This is a genomic window from Brevibacillus brevis (assembly GCF_001039275.2).
Taxonomy (GTDB): Bacteria; Bacillota; Bacilli; order Brevibacillales; family Brevibacillaceae; genus Brevibacillus; species Brevibacillus brevis_C.
Genome location: NZ_CP030117.1, coordinates 4,482,927 through 4,502,639 on the forward strand (window position 1 = coordinate 4,482,927; position 19,713 = coordinate 4,502,639).

Annotated in this window: 14 protein-coding genes; 3 read left to right on the forward strand and 11 right to left on the reverse strand. The window is 50.6% G+C overall.

Annotated features, from left to right (window positions below; genetic code table 11):
- Positions 1 to 31: 31 nt before the first annotated feature.
- The 6 genes from AB432_RS21710 to AB432_RS21735 all read right to left on the reverse strand — a co-directional run bounded on the left by AB432_RS21710 (position 32) and on the right by AB432_RS21735 (position 8,867).
- Entirely contained in the window at positions 32 to 463 is a 432-nt protein-coding gene (locus AB432_RS21710) for a phage tail protein (protein ID WP_007721341.1), read from the reverse strand.
- A 40-nt stretch (positions 464 to 503) separates the two neighbouring features.
- Complete coding sequence (locus AB432_RS21715) at positions 504 to 2,261, reverse strand: phage tail sheath subtilisin-like domain-containing protein (protein WP_048034039.1); 1,758 nt, start codon at positions 2,259 to 2,261, stop codon at positions 504 to 506.
- 181 nt (positions 2,262 to 2,442) lie between these two features.
- Entirely contained in the window at positions 2,443 to 3,249 is an 807-nt protein-coding gene (locus AB432_RS21720; RefSeq protein ID WP_048034040.1) for a hypothetical protein, read from the reverse strand.
- A complete protein-coding gene (locus AB432_RS21725) occupies positions 3,249 to 3,821 on the reverse strand; it encodes a Pvc16 family protein (RefSeq protein WP_113732283.1) in 573 nt (190 codons plus the stop codon). The genes AB432_RS21720 and AB432_RS21725 overlap by 1 nt, the downstream gene beginning before the upstream one ends.
- A 114-nt stretch (positions 3,822 to 3,935) precedes the next feature.
- Complete coding sequence (locus AB432_RS21730) at positions 3,936 to 6,092, reverse strand: ATP-binding protein (protein WP_048034041.1); 2,157 nt, start codon at positions 6,090 to 6,092, stop codon at positions 3,936 to 3,938.
- An 18-nt stretch (positions 6,093 to 6,110) separates the two neighbouring features.
- Positions 6,111 to 8,867, reverse strand: a complete 2,757-nt coding sequence (locus AB432_RS21735) for an adenylate/guanylate cyclase domain-containing protein (protein ID WP_048034042.1) — start codon at positions 8,865 to 8,867, stop codon at positions 6,111 to 6,113.
- A gap of 170 nt (positions 8,868 to 9,037) precedes the next feature.
- Here AB432_RS21735 and AB432_RS21740 point away from each other — a divergent pair, with 170 nt between their 5' ends.
- From AB432_RS21740 to AB432_RS21750, 3 genes are read left to right on the forward strand one after another with little or no spacing between them, the layout of a single operon-like run.
- On the forward strand, positions 9,038 to 9,424 hold the full coding sequence (locus AB432_RS21740) for a DUF4280 domain-containing protein (protein WP_007721356.1): 387 nt from the start codon (positions 9,038 to 9,040) through the stop codon (positions 9,422 to 9,424).
- Positions 9,425 to 9,442: 18 nt separating this feature from the next.
- A complete protein-coding gene (locus AB432_RS21745) occupies positions 9,443 to 11,116 on the forward strand; it encodes an MORN repeat-containing protein (protein ID WP_048034043.1) in 1,674 nt (557 codons plus the stop codon).
- A gap of 2 nt (positions 11,117 to 11,118) precedes the next feature.
- Positions 11,119 to 12,546: an eCIS core domain-containing protein gene (locus AB432_RS21750; protein WP_048034044.1), complete on the forward strand. Its 1,428-nt coding sequence runs from the start codon at positions 11,119 to 11,121 to the stop codon at positions 12,544 to 12,546.
- Positions 12,547 to 12,601: 55 nt separating this feature from the next.
- On the opposite strand, the gene AB432_RS21755 is transcribed toward AB432_RS21750, so the two are convergent.
- From AB432_RS21755 to AB432_RS21775, 5 genes are all read right to left on the reverse strand, one after another.
- Complete coding sequence (locus tag AB432_RS21755) at positions 12,602 to 13,240, reverse strand: pyridoxamine 5'-phosphate oxidase family protein (protein WP_048034045.1); 639 nt, start codon at positions 13,238 to 13,240, stop codon at positions 12,602 to 12,604.
- A gap of 59 nt (positions 13,241 to 13,299) precedes the next feature.
- Complete coding sequence (locus tag AB432_RS21760) at positions 13,300 to 14,640, reverse strand: YjiH family protein (protein WP_048034046.1); 1,341 nt, start codon at positions 14,638 to 14,640, stop codon at positions 13,300 to 13,302.
- 71 nt (positions 14,641 to 14,711) lie between these two features.
- Entirely contained in the window at positions 14,712 to 15,986 is a 1,275-nt protein-coding gene (gene hutI / locus AB432_RS21765; protein WP_048034047.1) for an imidazolonepropionase, read from the reverse strand.
- Positions 15,987 to 15,991: 5 nt separating this feature from the next.
- On the reverse strand, positions 15,992 to 17,662 hold the full coding sequence (gene hutU, locus AB432_RS21770) for a urocanate hydratase (RefSeq protein WP_048034048.1): 1,671 nt from the start codon (positions 17,660 to 17,662) through the stop codon (positions 15,992 to 15,994).
- 163 nt (positions 17,663 to 17,825) lie between these two features.
- Complete coding sequence (locus AB432_RS21775; protein WP_048034049.1) at positions 17,826 to 19,322, reverse strand: helix-turn-helix domain-containing protein; 1,497 nt, start codon at positions 19,320 to 19,322, stop codon at positions 17,826 to 17,828.
- Between the last annotated feature and the right edge of the window lie 391 nt (positions 19,323 to 19,713).

Genomic DNA, 19,713 nt, shown 5'->3' on the forward strand with positions numbered 1-19,713 from the left:
CCTTGCCACTCTTTGGCGTCGGGATCTTCTATTATTTCGTACGTGTCATTCCTTCGTGGGCAATTTCCAACTGTTCAATCGCTACCTCTGAGGACGTACCGTTAAAATCAGGAGCCGTGTATTTGGTCGGCCATGCTTCAATGACCTTCCATGTAGCGACATCATCCCCGGCCTCATTGATAGCAATGATCGTTACCGTTTTTCGTGCGACCTTGCCCTGGATGGTGTCCTGCATCCAGTTGTACAAATCCATCGAATCCGTCACGCCCCATTTCAGCGTGATATTTCCGTACTTCGCCAAGCCCGGGAGCTTGCGCGGTGTAATCACTTCATTGCCTTCGCGATACTCGACTACGTCCACAGACGCATCAAAGCCCGATACCTCACTGAAGCCTGCCTGCTGAATGCCGTCCATCTCTACCCGATACCGAAACTTGCGGTATGGATCCTTGCGATCTGCCATACTGTACCCCTTTCTTCACACTGTTTTTCCTCGTGAATTATTACTGATCAGATGTTTTTTGCGTAATACGGAAGATGACGAACTCTGCTGGTTTGACAGGTGCTACACCAATCACGCAGATCAATCTGCCATTGTCGATATCATCCTGCGTCATCGTGCTTCTTCCGATTTGGATGTAAAAGGCTTCCTGCGGGCTTGAGCCCATCAATGCGCCATCTCGCCAGACACGCGTCAGGAAAGAATCGATCGTGCGTTGGACGCGGGCCCACAGCCTCTCGTCATTTGGTTCAAATACCACCCAGTTTGTCCCGTTTTTGATCGATTCTTCGAGGAAAATGAACAGACGGCGCACGTTTATGTACTTCCATAGCCCATTGGATGACATCGTCCGTGCACCCCAGACGCGAATTCCTTGACCTGTAAATGCGCGAATCAGGTTGACTCCCTTCGGATTCAAAATATCCTGCTCGCCCGTATTGTACTGGCAATCCAGTCCTGTGCAGCCGCGCACGACCTCGTTTGCCGGGGCCTTGTGGACGCCGCGGGTATTGTCCGAGCGCGCATAAATACCAGCCATGGAGCCTGATGGCGGAATGTAGATGTTACGCTTGTCCAGCGGATCGAACACTTGGAGCCAAGGATTGTAGATGGCTGCGTATTGCGTATCGAAAATATTGCGATGCGTCAACACATCGCTTACTTTTTTCTTGTCGCGTGGGATATCGAGGATGGCGAAGCGGCTTTTCAAGTTTTCACAATGAGCCACAAGCGCGAGCTGCACATTCGGGTCTGTCACGCCAGGAATGGCCATAATGCTCACTTCGTCATTATCGATGAAGGCTTGGATTCCGGTACGTTTGCCGGGTCCATGATCCTCCCCCATGTATTCGCCCGCTGACAGATTGGCGACAGAACCGTCACTGCCCCCTGCCAAAGAGATTTGATACAGACCGAATTCCGTCTTTCCGCCCTCGGATTGGGTTTCTTCCGCCATCCCTGAAATGACGGTAAAAGGCGGTATGACTTCCGGGCTCGCTGGGGCAGCTCCCGCTTCGACCTCTACGATATTGCTCTTGGACAACAGCTTGCTGACATGATTAGCAGCAGAAACATTGAGCGAGCATTTGTCGAACTCTTCTGCCTCATCGTTGTAGAAAACTTGCACCGTGAATTCGCATGTGGACAAAATTTTGACCGGCAGCAGATTGTTATCGATGACGTCTCCTGTAAGCACAACTGACAGCTCGATCACATTGTCTTGGGATGAAACCACTTCACTGTACTGTTTGGTTTCACCGTCATAGAAAGAAACGACATCACCTGGTTGAAAGCCTGCACTGTTTTTCACACGGTACTTAGGAGCTTCGCCTAGCTGCTCGTAAATCTGCGTTTTTGCCTTGCTCGACGGAATCAAATGAACGCGAATCTGATTTCCCCATGCCCCCGGATTTTTGGCAGTAATCCGAAGGACAGCCCCTTCGCTGTTGCCTTCATTGGAAGCCGGCTTCGCATCTGCTGGCGCTACCCGCATCACATAGCAACGAGAGCCTCCATTCAGAAAGAAGTGATCCACCGCATAGGCGAGATAGCGGTATTCGCCAAACGCATTCTCAGACAAATAGGAACCGAACAATTTGCGGAAATCATTAACACCTGTAATCAGCTCAGGCAATCCCGCAACGGGTCCTTTTTGCGCCAACCCGATAAAGCCGGCCGTGCTCGTACTCGCTCCCTCCATGGGAACGGGGCCACTATCAAATTCCTCGACATACACCCCTGGTGATAAGTACTCTGGCATCGTAACCTGATTGGAGAGTTCCGCATGTATCAGCAGCAGAAACCTGCAATCAGTCCCTCCCTCCGAATAATTTCATCACTTGCTTTACCACTTATAAAAATGCCGTTTTGATACGTGAGTCTTGCTCTATAATCAGGCAGCAGGATGTCATGGACCAAAGCCAAACAACTGCCGGATCACCCTATTTGGGTCTGTTCAATTGGATGATACCTATGGATTGGGTCGTACCGGCTTGAATGGAAAGCTCGGCAAAACCAGCGGCTTCTTCCCGCCGCACTTCAATTTTTATACCAGCATGAGTTTTTTCCAGAAACAATGGAAGGGCAACTACGAATTCCCCTCTGTCGTCGCAATACGTTTCGAGCAGTGGGAGTAAGACAGTGCCTCTTGGGTAGGCAAAAGAAAGAGGTTCGGTCAAGGGATAAACCCGACCTTTTGGGGGACTTGCAAAACGAATGATCGTCCCTTTACATGTGGGTGTTTCGAGAAGAAAAGCGTCAGCCAAATCGACTTGACCCTTTTTACTGGCTACGATTAGCTCCGTAGCCTCTTTGTCTGCGTCCTCGGCCAATCTCACCGGGGCATCTCGCTCATAAGAGATGACAGCTTGCACATAGGCACCGCCAACTGGGGAACCATCCTCCACACAAGCTCTCCCTCGAATAAGGGAGTCTCCTGCCCGAAATGGATAGGCTGGACTCGGATGCAAGTAGATGACTGACTCCGTGTAAGATGTGCGCCCAGTGATCACGGAAAAGGACACGGAGCGATCGATATACTCCCGGCTGCTTATGGTGAGCGTGTAAATCCCATCAGGCAAGTCAGAAAAGATATACCATCCGTCCCCTTTGCATACGGGGACTTGTGGATGATTTGCCAAGCGAACAGACAAGCTCGATCGAAAAGGGGCTCCTCTTGTATACATGTCCACCAGACGGACGGCATACGAGAAGACGGAACGAATACGCACCCGGAAATGCTGATCCATTAACCATGACCTTCCCCTCGTATGCGAATATCTCGTTCCAGTACACGCTTCGTTGAACGAACTCGGGTTGAATCGATGTGAACCGGCCCTACCGAGTAGCCGATGGATAGCTTGTACGGAACATGTGGAAAGAGTTGGATGAGTTTATCAACGGGAGGCTGCTCCACGACGACACGAAGCTCTGTATCCATGTTGGCAAGGGAGCCTTGAAGCTGATCGCCACGCAAAATGGCGTTGTCGTAGAGAACCTGCATGGCACGCCCGAGGATGCGATGCTCGTCCAGCATGCGGGTATGCTGTTCTGCTGGGGAATGGGCGGTCAATATGTAGGATAGATTGACCGTCATTGGGGGATATCGCAGCTGATCAGTACCTTCACTGATCATCATGTGCTGCCTCTCCTGACTTTCCCGGATTTCGTATAAAAACAAGGCTAACGCTAAATCTCCTGACTGAGCAGGCGAGCTTAGACCAATCAACTCCGGTTGGCTAATCGGCTCCGGCGTCATCTCTTTTCGCAAAAGAGCGAGCAGCGACTCCCCTACTTCAGCAATGGCGGTGTACTGGCTGATCCCCGTTCACCTCGACATTATTTGACAGAATATCCCTATCATAACATTGAAATTAATGGTTTTACATGAATTTTTATCTATTTTTGTAAAATTATATATTCCCCTCGATACGCACTACCCGTTGGCATACTCCCCCAAATCCTCTTTCAATAGCAGCTTACCCGTCTTTTTTAACTCCTGCTTTGCAGCCGCAATCAAATGACTCATGGAAACAGGCGTGCCTTCCGATGCAGCCAAGAAAGAGGCAGCGAGAACCACATTTTTGATCCCGCCCCCAGCAATGTGCAGCTTCGACGCGAGAAACTCAAAATCGATGTCAGCAGCTCGCGGCGTATCGGCCGGGAATATGCTGCGCCATATTTCTTCGCGATAGAACGGTTCGGGAAAAGGAAACTTCACCACGTAGTTGATTCTGCGCATGAAGGCCTCGTCAAAATTTTGCAGGAGATTCGTCGCCAAAATGGAGACCCCCTCGTACTCCTCCATCTTTTGCAGCAAGTAGGCCGTTTCCACATTCGCGTATTTGTCATGCGAATCTTTCACTTCTGAGCGCTTGCCAAAGAGGGCATCGGCTTCATCGAAGAAGAGGATGGCATTGCCGATTCTCGCTTCCGAGAAGATGTGGTGGAGGTTTTTTTCCGTCTCCCCAATGTACTTGCTAATCACTTGCGACAGGTCTATTTTAAAAAGCTCCAGACCCAGTTCGTTCGCCACGACTTCCGCCGACATCGTCTTGCCCGTACCCGGAGGACCTGCAAACAACATGCTGACGCCCTTGCCATAAGAGAGCTTTCGTCCAAAGCCCCACTCTCCCAAAACGACATTTCGATAGGTCACCTGATTGCAGGCGTTCCGCAACAAAGTCAGTTGCTCCTCTGGCAAAATCAGATCTTCCCAGCTGTATTTGGGTCTCAAGCGCGTGGCATGCTTTTCTAGCGCATGTCTCATTTGCAGGAAGCAAGCTTCGTGGAGATGCGTTTTCGTAATGATCCTGTCTTTCGTCTGCATCGCCATCTCATTTGCTCTGTGAAGCGCCTGGTTGATTTGCCCGGCATTCAGCTTGAATTTTCCAGCCAAAACACCTGCGTCAATCTCTTGAGAAAAGCTCATGCCTGCACTGCCCGTCTCCCATAATCGCCTCCTTTCCGTTTCATCTGGATTAGCCACCTCCATTTCCAGCCAAATCCGCTTCCCCAGAGCATTTTCCGGCTTCCATTGACTTTTCGCCACGATGGCAATCGGGCCTAAAAAGCTTTCGAGTTCATCCATCACCAGTTGCTTGCGCCCAGCTGTTTGTACCTCTTCTGTCAGAAAAACCTCGAAATGATGCAAGCACAGCACACCCCGACGCAACTGCACCTCCCGCAAGACCTGCTGTAATCTTCGTGAAAAAGCTTCCTCCCGGATCAAGCGCTCTGCATCGACGAACAGCACTGGTCGCCTGACGCGATGAAACAGATGCTTGACTCGATGCCTTTTGCCAACGCCAGTTGGACCATGCAAATGCAGGAGAAGCTGCTCTGAATCTGCTCCTGCCGTTTCCCACAATGTTTCAAAACGCTCCTGCAAATGAATCGCGTTCTCTCCTACCAACGGTTCCAGCTCTTGATCTGGCAAGCTCCAGGATAGCCACGGCGGCAGACTGGCATCACCTCCATTCCTTGTCGTCAAAAAGTGCAGCATACGTTCATCCAGCTTTAACGGCCGAGAGAGCCAAGATCCGCTGCCCCCCATGTCCCCCTCTGTAAAAAGCAGTAGTCGGCCCAGCTTGCTTTTTTGCGCAAACGCTGTCCAGGCCTCTATTCTCTCTGTGGCTGTCCGGCAAAATAGCTGTATCGCCAATTCGGGAGTAGGTGACTTGCACGTAATATCATCGAGGAGGTAGCCAAACAGTTTTTCGTACTTCCGATCCAGTTCGACTGCCAGGCAAAGAAATAAACATCCCAACTCGAAGCGGTTGAGTGAAAAAGCGTCTGCTACTGCCAGAATCGGTATGCTGCCCGCTTCTTGCATGTGCAGGGCATCCAATCGTTCCTCGCATGCTGCCACCCGCTCTGTGAAAGCCTCCCATAGCTGCGTTGCTGGCGGGGCTGCCTCAAGCAATTGCACGACTTCTTCCTCTGTGACAATCACCCCCCTCATTTGATCAAGCGGATAATCATCCCCCTGCTGTGCTCGTACAGCCAGCAAGCGCATCAGATGAATATCCAGCCATTGAAGCATCTCTTCGTAATAGTTCCACTGGTTGTGATTCGGTTCGGGACTCGTCATTTCGCTTTTTCACCGCTCCTACGATATTTTCAACTCGCCAGACCAATCTCGTTCGGCCCCTTTTTGGGCGTATTCGTCACATAGGTAGAAATACTGTCGCGCCGCCTGATCCCAGCGGTTTTGCTTGATGACGGACAGAAAAGCGGAGCGCGCATCGTGAAACCTCCCATTTTGATACATCGCAATCGCCTGCTCAAACAATTCCTTCGTCTCATCCTTGTGCGCACGAATCTGGTCAGCATCCCCCTCGTATACGTCGTACAAATGCATCGGCTGAGCCTCTCCCTCGATGTGTACCCAGCCTAAATCACGATATCGGTACGGCGTGCTCTCTCCCATCTCGGCAAACAGCGAATCGGACATCAGGATGCAGGCCCCGAGCGTTTCCGCCATCTTTTCCATTTTCTCCACCACGCGGACGTGATCCGATATGATCGCAGCCTCCAGACGCGTCGCCTCACCTATAATTCCGAGCATGAGCGGACCGTGATGCAGAGCAACCCGCAATTCAATCGGATCGTACCCTTTTTCCGCCCGTTGCTCGTTATAGTCCGCTAACGTACGGCGCATTTGTACGGCCGCATCCAGCGCGTCTTTCGCCTCTTTTGGATAAACAGCAAGCACGCCGGGATCGAGATATTCGGTAATCATCCCTTGATTTTCGTTCACAATCGGAGCAAACCGCTTGAGAAACGCATTGATGACGCGGAAGGTCGTCTCTGGTCGCAGACGATGAGAGATGGCTTGAAACGATTGAAGACTCATGCGCATGACGGCCATTTCCCGCTCCACCTGATCACCCAGCTCCACGTCGAGTATGCTTTCCTTCCCAAGAAAATGGATAAACTGCTGCGGTACAAAGCGATTGTTCGCCTCGCTCATCCTCGTAATATTCGAGATGTACTGACGAATGCGCTTTGCCATTTGGTTGAAGCTTTCTGCCAGCTTTTGAATTTCATCCATGGAGCGAACCCTGGCCACCACACTGTAGTCGCCTTTTCCCATATCAGAGACGTTCGTTTGCAGATTGCGGATGTTTCGGTATGTCAGCCACGAGAAAAGGAAGAATAGACTCGCACAAATTGACCAGACCAGCGCAGCTCCACGGCCGAGCTCACGGGACATTTCGTTGTGCTGTATGCGGACCCCGTTCATTTCTCTGCCCAGCTCCAACACACCCGATAGCTTGCCTGCGGAGTTGTAGATCGGGGCCATCGCGTACATCCAGTAGCCTGTCCGATCCTGGGCTTTACCCGAGACGATCTCCCGTTTCATGACCACACTGCGGAACTCGTCATCAATGGACACATTTTCAAACACTTCTGCGCTGTCATTGTCATCCATCATGAGAAACAATTCGCCATCTTTGTATTTATAAATCGTTTTGTACAGCCCCCTGTTCACATTCACATCATCTGGGACCTCCAGTTTTTTCAGGTTGGCCTGTACGGCTTGATAGTCCGCATTCATGTAATCAATCGCTCCATTGATTCCATCCAGCTTGTCCCCTTCGATCAGCGTAGAAATAACATAGGCTTGGAGACGAAGATCGGTTTGATTCTCCTGCTCCATAAACGAGAAGGTCAGCTTCGTTCCCTCCAGTTGAAGGAATACAGGGACAACAATAAGTGGGGCTATCACAATCGTTTGCTTGATAATCAACGGAATCCGGAAGAGGCGAAACAGCAGAAACTGAATGACACAGAACAGGAGAATTTCCACACCCAATCCTGCCCACCAGGTCCATTCCTTCAAGCGGTCTTTTTCGGATACAGACGGGGACGTGAGCTTGGTCATTACATTTCCCTGTTGATCCAGGAAGGCGAGTTGACTATCTGTGGCGACTACGATCTCATATTGGGGAGTTACAGCAAACGCCGTTAAGGCACTGCTATCGCTCGACTTGATCTCCTCGAATGTTTTGGAAGGCACCATCAAGGCGATTTCATCTGGGTGTGCGGGATCGAAGCGTTCAATGACATTTTGATCAGAATTGTAGAAAAGAAGACGACCTGCTGGCCCCACTTTGACATGATCGGGGACGGTACGATTCTTTTCCGAGCGTTCGGAGTGAATGTAGAGCGGACCTTTTACTTGTGCTTCCCTGCTTCCTTGGGGAACATCGACCTGGAAAAACTCTCCACGCTTGGTAGTGACATAGGTATGCCGTGGGTCTACTCCTGTGATTTCATTGACGTATACTTCATTAGGCAATTGGATTTGATAGAGTTGTGTGGGGGATGAATCAGAGGGTACAAATTGATAGGCAATTACTTCAGGATGTTGATAAACATAAAAATAAAGGCGATCTTTCTCGACTTGCAGGGAGCGTACCTTGCCAATTCGCTTGTACGAGCTGTTCGCTCCGTATGCATCTTCATACACGACTTGTACAATTTCTCCATCTGGCGCCATTCGCACGATTCTCTCGGATACGGTCCGCAAGCCAAAGCTATCCAGCTTTGTAATCAACACGTATGCATATCCTTCTTCGTCGATGGCTACCTCTGTGAAATTTTCCAAGCCCTCTTCTGGATTTTGCTCCAGTACTTGCTGATACCTTAGCGTCCGATCGGGGTACAGGCTAGTCAGCTTTTGGTGTCCATCCGTTATGAGGACGACATCCTTTTCACGATTGACCGCGATGCTGTCGATCCCTTGAAACGGTTCGTCCTGCTTCCCGCTCCTATCCATGTTCCAAGCGAGCAGCAAGCCGATCCCAACAAATACAATCAGCAGTCCGGTCAACCAGGAAACCTTCTTGTTATTTCCCATTGTTTGCGGTTCTCCCATCTCTCGAAAACGTATTTTCGAAAATGATACCAAGCAACATTATACTAAAAATTACAAATTTCGCTATACATCTTCTCTATTTGACATTTATACTACTATACAGATTGATTTTCAATATCTTACCAGATGACTTATGAAAAGGAGTTGGCTTCATGGGACAACTCGTCTGCGGAGGAGCCATGCTACAGTGCAGCTTCGGTGCTGCTCCCAGCTCACTCATGGTGCTCCCGGTGAATCGCGTCACAACCAGTATGCCGATCGCAAACATTATGGACAATAAACCAATGGTAAACGTCCTTCCATTCGGGATGTGCAATACGATGTCCAACCCTCAGGTCGCAGCAGCCACAGCGGCGAAGCTGGGCGTTTTCACTCCGGTCCCCTGTGTTCCTGTCACCGCCGCCCCTTGGGTTCCTGGCTCCCCTACTGTTCTCGTGGCCAACATGCCCGCCCTCAATCAAACCTCCAAGCTCATGTGTAGCTGGGGTGGCGTCATTCAGATCACGAACCCCGGACAAGCGACGATTCAGGTTCCCTGACAAATAGGGAGGAAACATATGGACAAACAACTCCAAAAGCTAACGGAACAAACCATTGTAGAACCACTCACCAATCCGCTCAAAAAATGGGTGCAGGATTGGATCAAAAAAGGAGCCGCCCTCCCCAAGCAAGCCCTCGATTGGATCAAGAACGGCATTGCCGGACTGTTCACCAAAAAAGAAACTTCACTCAACGATTACGTGCATATCGGCCGTTTTTACATCGCCAAACGCTTTCTCATTTTGACAGGACTACTGCTCCTTGTCCTGGCCTACTTCCTGTTCATCAATCCTCCCGATGCGCTTAACCGCTTTTTGCAACGTCCTATCGTCATTCATCTAAAAACTCCCAATCAACAAATTTCCGACACGGGTCTGGCGATCATCTACAACCCGGAAGGCACGATGATCTATTCTGGCCAGCTCGTGGATGGTCTCTATGACGGAAAAGGCGAGCTCTATGACGACAAAGGGAAGCTCATTTACAATGGCGAGTTCAAAAGTGGCACTCCGCAAGGCTTAGGCAAAGGATACCGGAAAGGCGTTCTCGTCTATCAAGGCGGATTTGAAAATGGCGTTTACGCTGGTCAGGGGGCGTTGTACAACGACAACCAGCAAGTCGTTTTTCAGGGAGAATTCAAAAATGGGAAGCTGGATGGAGCCGGTCAGGAATTGTACACAAACGGCGCAAGCAAATACGAGGGGGCCTTTAAAAACGGCGTGTACAACGGAGCTGGCCGACTTTTTACAAAGGATGGAAAGCTGCTTTATGACGGACTGTTTGACAATGGCTTCTACGGCGGCGAAGGTACTGATTACTACGAAAACGGGCTCGTGCAATATAAAGGGCAATTTTTGGACGGCAGATACAACGGGGCCGGGAGTCTTTTTGATCGGGATGGCAAGCTCGTGTATGAAGGTCATTTTCGAAATGGGCACTTCAATGGAGCCGGAACCAAATTCTCCACCAGTGGCAGCATCGTCTATCAAGGTGATTTTTTGCTGGGCGTGTATCACGGGCAGGGCGAGCTGAGAGATGCAAGTGGCGTAACGCTGTATAAAGGCGGTTTTGCAGAAGGGCATTATCACGGAACGGGAGAGCTTCGTTCTGCCGAAGACGCTCTGTTGTATCAAGGGCAATTTCGGGCAGGTGCCTACGACGGCATCGGGGTACTCTACGACAAGGAAGGCTTGCCGCTGTACAAGGGGTACTTCCGTGAAGGTCGTATTTATTTGCCAGGATTCATTGGCATCTCCAGAAGCAAGCTGGAAGAGATTATGGGCAAGCCCGACGATGACGCGCCGAAGGAAGTCGAAGATGCTGTCCCTCCTCCTGCCGATCAAAAAGCACCCGAAGTTCCACCAGCGAAGGATACCACCTTATCGCCGCAAAAACTTGCGTATCGTGAAATGAACATGGCTTTTACACTTGAACCAGCGCCAGGACACCCTAGCAAGCAGATTGTCACTGCCGTCCACGTCTATCACCCACAGGTCATCTCGATCGTCAAAGAAGATCGGAACGAGCTCGACAGCAAATCTGCCATTTTGCCCAAGACGTCGACCACGTACACGAATCGTACCGGAGCAATCATGAGCGATTTGGTCGACCCGTATCTGTATCTCTATTTCTATCAAGCACAGCAAAAGGAACCCGTTCAATTGGACGTGACAAAAGCAGAGGGGGTGTAAAAATGCGACGCTATGCATCTAGCAAGCCGTCTATGGATGCGACTCACGAAAAACCGAAAGCACCTGTTTCCAAGCACATGCTCCAACCGAGCCAGGTCCAAAGAAAGGCGAGTCACTCTTCCCACATCCTTTCTCTGCAAAAGACTCTTGGTAATCAGGCGGTGCAACGCATGTTATCAAGGACTCCCTTGCAAAAATCGGAGAATCTCTCTTCCGACAGCGGTCGCTCACTCCCCGATTCCGTCCAAGCAAAAATGGAGCAGGCATTCCACACTGATTTTTCAGAGGTACAGATTCATCCAGAATCGTCTGTCGCCTCCCAAATCGGAGCTGTTGCCTTCGCCCAAGGGAATGACATTCACTTCGCTCCCGGCACCTATCAGCCGGAAACGCAAAGCGGTCAGCAGCTACTCGGTCACGAGCTGACACATGTGGTCCAGCAACGACAAGGGCGGGTAAAGGCGAACGTTCTGGATGCTAGCCTGCCCATCAATGACGATCCCTCTCTCGAAGCTGAAGCTGATCGCTATGGGTCACTGGCAGCCACAGGTACCATGACAGATGGCACAGGTACGGATGCTACTCGTTCTGTATCATCCCCGATTATCCAAGGCACTTGGGACGAAGCCTTGTTAGATGCACGCAGAATGTGGAAGAAACATGTGGCGAAAACCAATGATTTGCATGAAGGAACAATCAATGAACTTTTTGACCAGACAAACTACTTGTCTTACTTTGACAAAGTGCGGTACAGCTACAGTCTGCACTCCAAAATTTCCGACATTTTCTCGGTTACAGGCGGGAACTATACAGAGTTGGAAGAAGCACAGCGTCTTTTCGGAAAGGAGATCACGCCCTATTTCGGTCAAGATAAGGATAACGATCCTGACATCGATTACACCTATTTGGAGAAGCAGGACAACGATGACGACGCGGGAGTCCACATGATGGACGAGGATAATTCCAGCAATTTATACAAGAATAAACGCGTTGCTACGGAGATCAAGACGATCAGCTCCCATGATGATTTACAAATTAACGCCCGCATTCACGAAGCAATCGTTCAATTGGACAAACGGCGTGATACGGATCAATTCGATGAATATGTGATCGTCATTCAAAAGTACCATCCTGAAAACCCTTGGCCTTACACAACCGCTGAAAATAGAGCCGCTCAAGAGCTAGGCGATCTCAAGCAAAGAGTTATTCAAAGACTGAGTAACATGTACAATCTCCCGAACTATAATATCAAGGTCATTTTCCGCGGCATCACCAAAGGTACACCCACAGGTGGAACAGGTGGCGTAAATCCCGCATTCATTATCCCTGAACACATCCGCTATTCGAATATGCAAGCGTATTCGCTGGAGTGTTACTACTTGGGTGAAATCGGTGCAGGGTGGCTGGTTGATGATCCTGTTCGCGAATAACATGACAAAAAGGCAGCCACGCTGAATGGATGGCTGCCTTTTCTCTTTGACATGATTAGTACAACCGCTTCGTATAGCTGTCTTGCAAGCCCTCTGCCACTTCTTTTGCCGTCACACCGGGAAGCTTCACATGGTCCGCCAGCATTTGCGCCACATTAGGAGTCGTCCCCTCTGCTGGCCATGACTCCGGCTTCCATAGACCGGAGCGCATAAATGCCTTCGCACAGTGGACGAAGCACTCCTCTACCTTTACGCCGATCCCAAGCGTAGGCACCTTTCCGTTTACCGCCATCTTCGCCAGTATTTCTTCATCGCGAATAATGCAAGCCTTGCCGTTCACGCGGAACGTCTCTTCCAGCGTAGGAATCAAAAAGATAAGCCCAATATGCGGGTTGACCAAAATGTTCGTGATGGAGTCCATCCGCTTGTTTCCCGGGCGCTCAGGGATGACGAGATGGTGATCATCGATGACATGCACAAAGCCAGGCGCATCTCCACGTGGCGAAGCATCGCAATGGCCATCTTTGTCTGCTGTGGCCAAGATGAGAAATGGCGATTGGGCAATATAATTGCGGCTATGGTCATCTAGCTGGGTTATCGCCTTGTTCTGTACGAGACGACTTGGCTCTCCGACCATTTCGCGCAGTTGCTGCTCTGACGTGACCACGTCACGGAATATTCCGAATCCTGACATGACTACCCCTTCTTTCCTCTGCTTGTTCGAACCTGCCACCATCATACCACTTTTCTTGCTTATGGTAGAAGCAGGAAAGCTAGAGGGGTCACAAGCAGCAGGGTTAGAATCGTACGCTCTACCCAAATCACCAGAAGCTTTGGAATACTAATCGGAATCTCCGTGGACAAAATGCAAGGAATTGTCGCTGAAAAGAACAGAATGGAAGAAACCGAAACGACCGCAATCACAAACTTGGTGACTAGCGGTGCCTTCACTACAAGCAGAGCTGGCAAAAACATCTCGGCAATTTCGATCGCTGACGCTTTTGCAGCCAGCATCGGCTCTGGAATTTGCAAGAGCCATGTAATCGGATAAAACAAGTAACCAAGCCAGTCAAACAAAGGGGTAAATTCGGCCAGCACCAACCCGAGTAAACCGACCGACATGATGGACGGGAGAATACTCATGGTCATGATGAAGCCATCCCGCAAGTTCTCCCAAATGTTCCGTGTTAGCGGCAGCGCCTTTTCCGCCGCTTCCATCGCTTCCGTCCACGCCTGGCGCAACCGCTTTTCCTTGATTACTTTTTCAGGATCTCCGTCGTCCTGGTAATACGCATCGCTCATGCTGGACAGCGGCCAAATACGCACCGTCACTGCGGTTACGAGAAATGTCACTACGAGCGACACCCAGAAGTAGAGATTCCAGTAATTCATCAAATCCAATGTTTTCGCAATGACGATCATAAATGTCGCAGAAACGGTGGAAAAGCCTGTTGCAATAATGGCTGCTTCTTTAATCGTATACTTGCCTTCTTTGAATACCCGATTCGTGATCAAAAGACCGATCGAATAGCTTCCCACAAAGGAAGCCACCGCATCTACGGCAGAGCGGCCAGGTGTTTTCCAAATCGGGCGCATGATCGGTTGTACCAGTACACCGATAAATTCCAAAAGCCCGTAGCCAACCAGCAGAGCCAAGAACACGGAGCCGATCGGAACCACCATACCTACGGGAATCACCAGTTTTTCGAAGAGAAATGGCCCCATATCCTTGTCCAGCAGCCATGCAGGCCCCGCCTGAAAATAGATCAATAGAGCGATAGGTACTCCCAGTACTTTTAGCGCGGAAAAGACAAGGTTTACTTTGCTCTGCTTCCAACTGCCCGTTACAAACGGATAAATGGCCCCAAGCACAATTACAAGCAAGGCATATACCGGTATCGCACTCGGCATGATTTGCCGAACCCATGTCACGATATGATCCAGCATAATCGAGCTCGTGTTATGAATCGTAACAGGGATAAAAAAGACGAAAATGCCAATGAGACTAAAAACAAAAAACTTCCAAGCATGTGTGGTGGATACGGCTTGCTGCCTAGGATGCGGTGCAAGATTGCTGTTCGAAATATTGCCCATACATGTCCCCCCATTTCAAAGACAAGCCGGTCTCCCCCACTTCTATCCGTTTTCTTTTGCTCTCTTTCGTATTACGCCAGTCTGCCCCCAGCGACGACAATATTTCCGTTTTTGATTACCGTGTTTACGTGGTTGATTCCATACCGATATTGCAAGGTCATGAAATCAGGAACGTCAAAAATCGTGACATCTGCTTTTTTTCCAATCTCAAGACTGCCGACTTCATTGGCGCAGCGGATTGCGTGAGCAGCATTGATGGTAGCTGCCGTCAGCACCTCGGCTGGCGTCATCCCCATTTTCAGACACCCCAGATTCATGATGAGTGGGAGCGAAACCGTTGGAGACGAGCCCGGATTGCAGTCTGTCGAAATCGCGACAGCCACGCCACGATCAATCATTTTCCTGCCATTTGCAGACTCTGCCATCAGGAAAAACGCCGTTCCGGGCAGTAACACAGCGATGACACCCGCTTCTGCCATCTGTTCAATCCCCTTGTCGGAGGCGCGCAGCAAATGATCCGCAGATACCGCGCCAACCGAAGCTGCCAGCTCTGCTCCTTCATAGGGTTCGATTTCGTCCGCATGAATCTTCGGCAGCAACCCATGACGGACCCCTGCTTCGAGAATGCGTCGGGACTGTTCCGGGGTAAACACACCTCTTTCGCAAAACACATCATTAAAAACAGCCAGCTTGCGACGGGCGACCTCTGGGATCATTTCCTCGATGACCACGTCTACAAATGCATCCGGGTTTTCCTTGTATTCGCGCGGCACCGCATGTGCACCCATGAAAGTACTGACGATGTCGATGGAATGTTCCTCATGCAACTGCTTAGCGACCTCGAGCTGCTTTAGCTCATCCTCCAATGTCAGGCCGTAGCCGCTTTTCGCCTCGACGGTTGTGACCCCATGCAGCAGAAATTGGTCGAGACGCTGCTTACTCTGGGCAAACAACTCTTCGTGGGTAGCTGCACGTGTCGCTGCGGTAGTCGAGTGAATTCCGCCGCCATTGTTCATAATCTCCATATAGGTCGCACCGTTTAGCCGCATGTTAAACTCGTTTTGCCGACTGCCCGCGTGCACCAGATGTGTATGCGGATCAATCAGCCCTGGCGTGACCAGCTTACCCGAAGCATCGATGATTTGCGCCTCATGCACACGGTCTCGATAGGAAAGCGCCAGCTCTTCATCTGTTCCTACACGCTGGATAACGCCGTCTTCTAACCAGATGCTTCCGTCCTCGATGATCGACAGCTCGTTCATTTGCGCTCCTACTACAGGGGAAGAGGAGCCGCCAGCCAGCGTGGCAAGCTGACTGGCGTGGCGAATCCATACAGGTTTAGTCATGGCTCTTACTCCTTCATCATCGGAATGTGGACGCCTTTTTCCTTGGCTGTTTGAATCGCGAGGTCGTACCCTGCATCGACATGTCGGACGATGCCCATGCCTGGATCTGTCGTGAGAACGCGCTCCAGACGACGTGCTGCTTCTGGTGTTCCGTCAGCCACTATGACCATTCCAGCGTGGAGAGAGTAGCCCATGCCAACGCCGCCACCATGGTGTACCGATACCCAGCTCGCTCCGCCTACCGCATTGATCATGGCATTGAGAATCGGCCAGTCTGCAACCGCATCGCTGCCGTCCTTCATCGCTTCTGTCTCACGGTTTGGCGAAGCGACAGAACCGGAGTCCAGATGATCACGTCCAATGACGATAGGGGCCGATAGCTCACCGCGCGCCACCATCTCATTGATGATTTGACCAAAACGGGCACGCTCACCATAGCCTAGCCAGCAAATGCGGGAAGGCAGTCCCTGAAACTGAATGCGCTCCTGCGCCATACGAATCCAGTTGCACAGATGCGTGTTGTAGGAAAACTCGCGCAGAATGACTTCGTCTGTCTTGTAAATATCCTCAGGGTCACCGGACAGTGCTACCCAACGGAACGGCCCCTTGCCCTCACAAAATTGCGGACGGATGTAGGCTGGCACGAAGCCAGGGAAGCGGAATGCATCCTCCACACCTTCGTTTTTTGCCACCTGCCTGATGTTATTGCCATAGTCGAAAGTAACGGCTCCTTTTTCCTGCATGGCGAGCATGGCGCGAACGTGTTCAGCGATGCTTGCTTTTGCGCGAGATTCGTACGCTTTCGGATCGCGTGTCCGCAGTTCGGCTGCTTGCTCCAGTGACATGCCGATGGGAATGTAGCCGTTGAGCGGATCATGCGAGGAGGTCTGATCCGTCAGCACATCCGGGATAAAGTCGCGAGCCAGCATGGCATTCAGCACTTCAGGTGCATTGCCTAACAGCCCGATGGAAATGCCTTTTTTGTCGCGTTTCGCTTCTTCCGCCAAACGGATCGCTTCGTCCAGACTTTCTGTCATCACATCCAGGTATTTCGTGTCCAGTCTGCGTTGGATACGGGTCGGGTCCACCTCGATATTGATGCTGACACCACCATTGAGCGATACGGCCAACGGTTGCGCACCACCCATGCCCCCCAAGCCTGCAGTCACGGTAATCGTTCCGGTCAGCGTGCCTTCAAAATGCTGGCGTGCCAGTTCTGCAAACGTCTCGTACGTTCCTTGCACGATGCCCTGGCTGCCAATGTAAATCCAGCTTCCCGCTGTCATTTGTCCGTACATCATCAAACCCTTTTTGTCCAGCTCGTGGAAATGCTCCCAATTCGCCCAGGCAGGCACCAGATTCGAGTTAGCCAACAGTACACGCGGCGCATCCGTATGCGACTTGAATACAGCAACCGGTTTCCCGGACTGGATGAGGAGTGTTTCATCACTCTCTAATGTTTGCAATGTTTTGACAATCGCATCGAAGCATTCCCAGTTCCGTGCCGCCTTGCCAATTCCGCCGTATACGACCAAATCCTCTGTACGCTCCGCTACATCAGGATTGAGGTTGTTCAAAAGCATGCGCAACGCCGCTTCCTGCACCCATCCCTTTGTGTGTAATTGGGTACCCGAAAAGGCTTGGATCATTTGCTCAACGGATTGTGTCGTCGTCATCATTCCCACCTGCTTTTCTAAAAGGATGTATTTCTTAGCTCCATTGTAAAAAAGCAAGGAAAGACAAAAAAGGCACCGCGCTTTCGATTTGGTGCCTCTATTTTCGATTCATTTGCAACCGCATTCATGGTTTGACGAAAAAATCTGTCTTTTCTTTCGATTTCTATCTTTTCTTCTGATTTCGTAACAAACGTGGAGTTGTCCCTGTCTTTTCCTTAAAAATTTTACTGAAATAATTGGCGTTAATGAATCCACATCGCTCTGCCACCTCTTGGACAGACAAGGATGTCTCGAGAAGCAATCGGCGTGCTTCTTTTACTCGCAAGGATGTGAGTATCTGGCGAAAAGAGCTTCCTTGCTTTTGTGCGAGCAGTGTACTGAAATAGGAAGGGCTGCGGTCGATATAGCGCGCGACTTCCTCCAAGCGCAGTGCAGGATCGGTGTAACGCCCTTCTATATAACGAATCGCCTGTTCCACGACATCTACGCGGGACTCGTCGACGGAATGATGGGCGGCATCAAGAAGCTGATTAATGAACAGCAGCAGTTCCACGACGATCCGATACAAAATCGGCGAGTAAAGAATCGTTTCGAAAACCCGGTGATACTCCTCTTCCAAAGATGCGGAGTCCAGACCTCGTGATATCATGTAGCGCCTGACTTGGGCCAAAATACTTGTCAGCCGAATACGCAACAGTCCCGGCTCCGGAAAAGGCTCTTCCTTGTAAAAGAAATGTGTATACAGCCACTGCTTCAACTCTTCCCGATTGCCTTCATCCAGCATTTCAACCCACGTGCGCTGTTCGGCTGGCGTCAAAAATGGGTCTATCATCGTCCAATTCACACGATGATCCACGACCGTCACTTGCCGATATCCTTTGAAAAAGCGGACTTGCAGGGCTTGGCTCGCTTCCGCATACGATTCGTTCAAGCTCTGCTCATGGTTGCTTGCGTCATACATAACCAAAAAGAGCGGCGCATCATTGTTTGCTTCCCAATCCATCAGCAAGCGCTTGCCCATTTGGTGGAGCGTAGAAGGCGAGACCGCAGCATCCACTGGAAATACCCCCACAATGGCCTCCCCTAGCGGCAAAAGATCGGGCTTGTCGCGAAACGGATATTCCTCAAAAAAGCGCAGCAGTTCCGGATGCCTTTTCGGCTCCTCCAGTTGAGCCAGCATGAGTGAATAAGACTTGGCTTGTGCATGCCCGGGGAAAAACAGGTCAAGATACGTGACGTCCCTAGCATTGTCCGATCCCGTTCCCTTCTCTTCGCTCATTCGCTTTCGATCCAAGCGCTCCTGGCAGCATCTCGTCAGGATTCTCCTGATGTATTCCGGTGTCTGTGGCTTCAACCATAGATCGCGTGCCAAAAGTCCAATCCCCTGCATTGCCCGCTCAAACGTCGCCTCTGATGTGGTCACCACAACGGTCGGACGATACTGGTCCACCAAAAGCTTCAGCCGGTCCCACTGCCCGCGCCCGATCATGTCCAGTTCAATACAAAGCACTTCGGGTGTATGCGCTTCCAACATTTCGAAAACGTCTTCCATGGTCCCGGCACTATGCACCTTGTCATACGGAATGGCATAGCTGTTGACGAGCCATCCGATCCCGATTCGTTCGTTCTGGTCCCGATCCGCTATCAAAATGCTGGGCATAAGCCGTCCTCCTCGACCATTACCTAATTAAATAGCAAAAGAAATACCAGCCTAAAGAGAATGGGGCTGGTATTAGTTTACCATATTGACTGCTATCAGTCCGTCTTCAAAAGTCTTACATGGGTCTTCCACTCATCGGGATCTGGAGGTGGCATGATCTTGGCGTCTTGCCAGTCAGTTGGTTTCGCGTTCGGGATGAAATGATAGTGGGACCCCGCATTTGAGTTACTTGAAGAGTGTGCACTTACAGTAGTTGCACAAACAAGCATCCCTATTAATAAAAGCTTGGTGAAGATAAACTGTTTTTTCAAGGACTACACCTCTTCCCCTTCGTATTCATTACCCGTAAGACGGGGACAGAAGAGTTTTGTTTCATCGAAAAAAAGGTTGC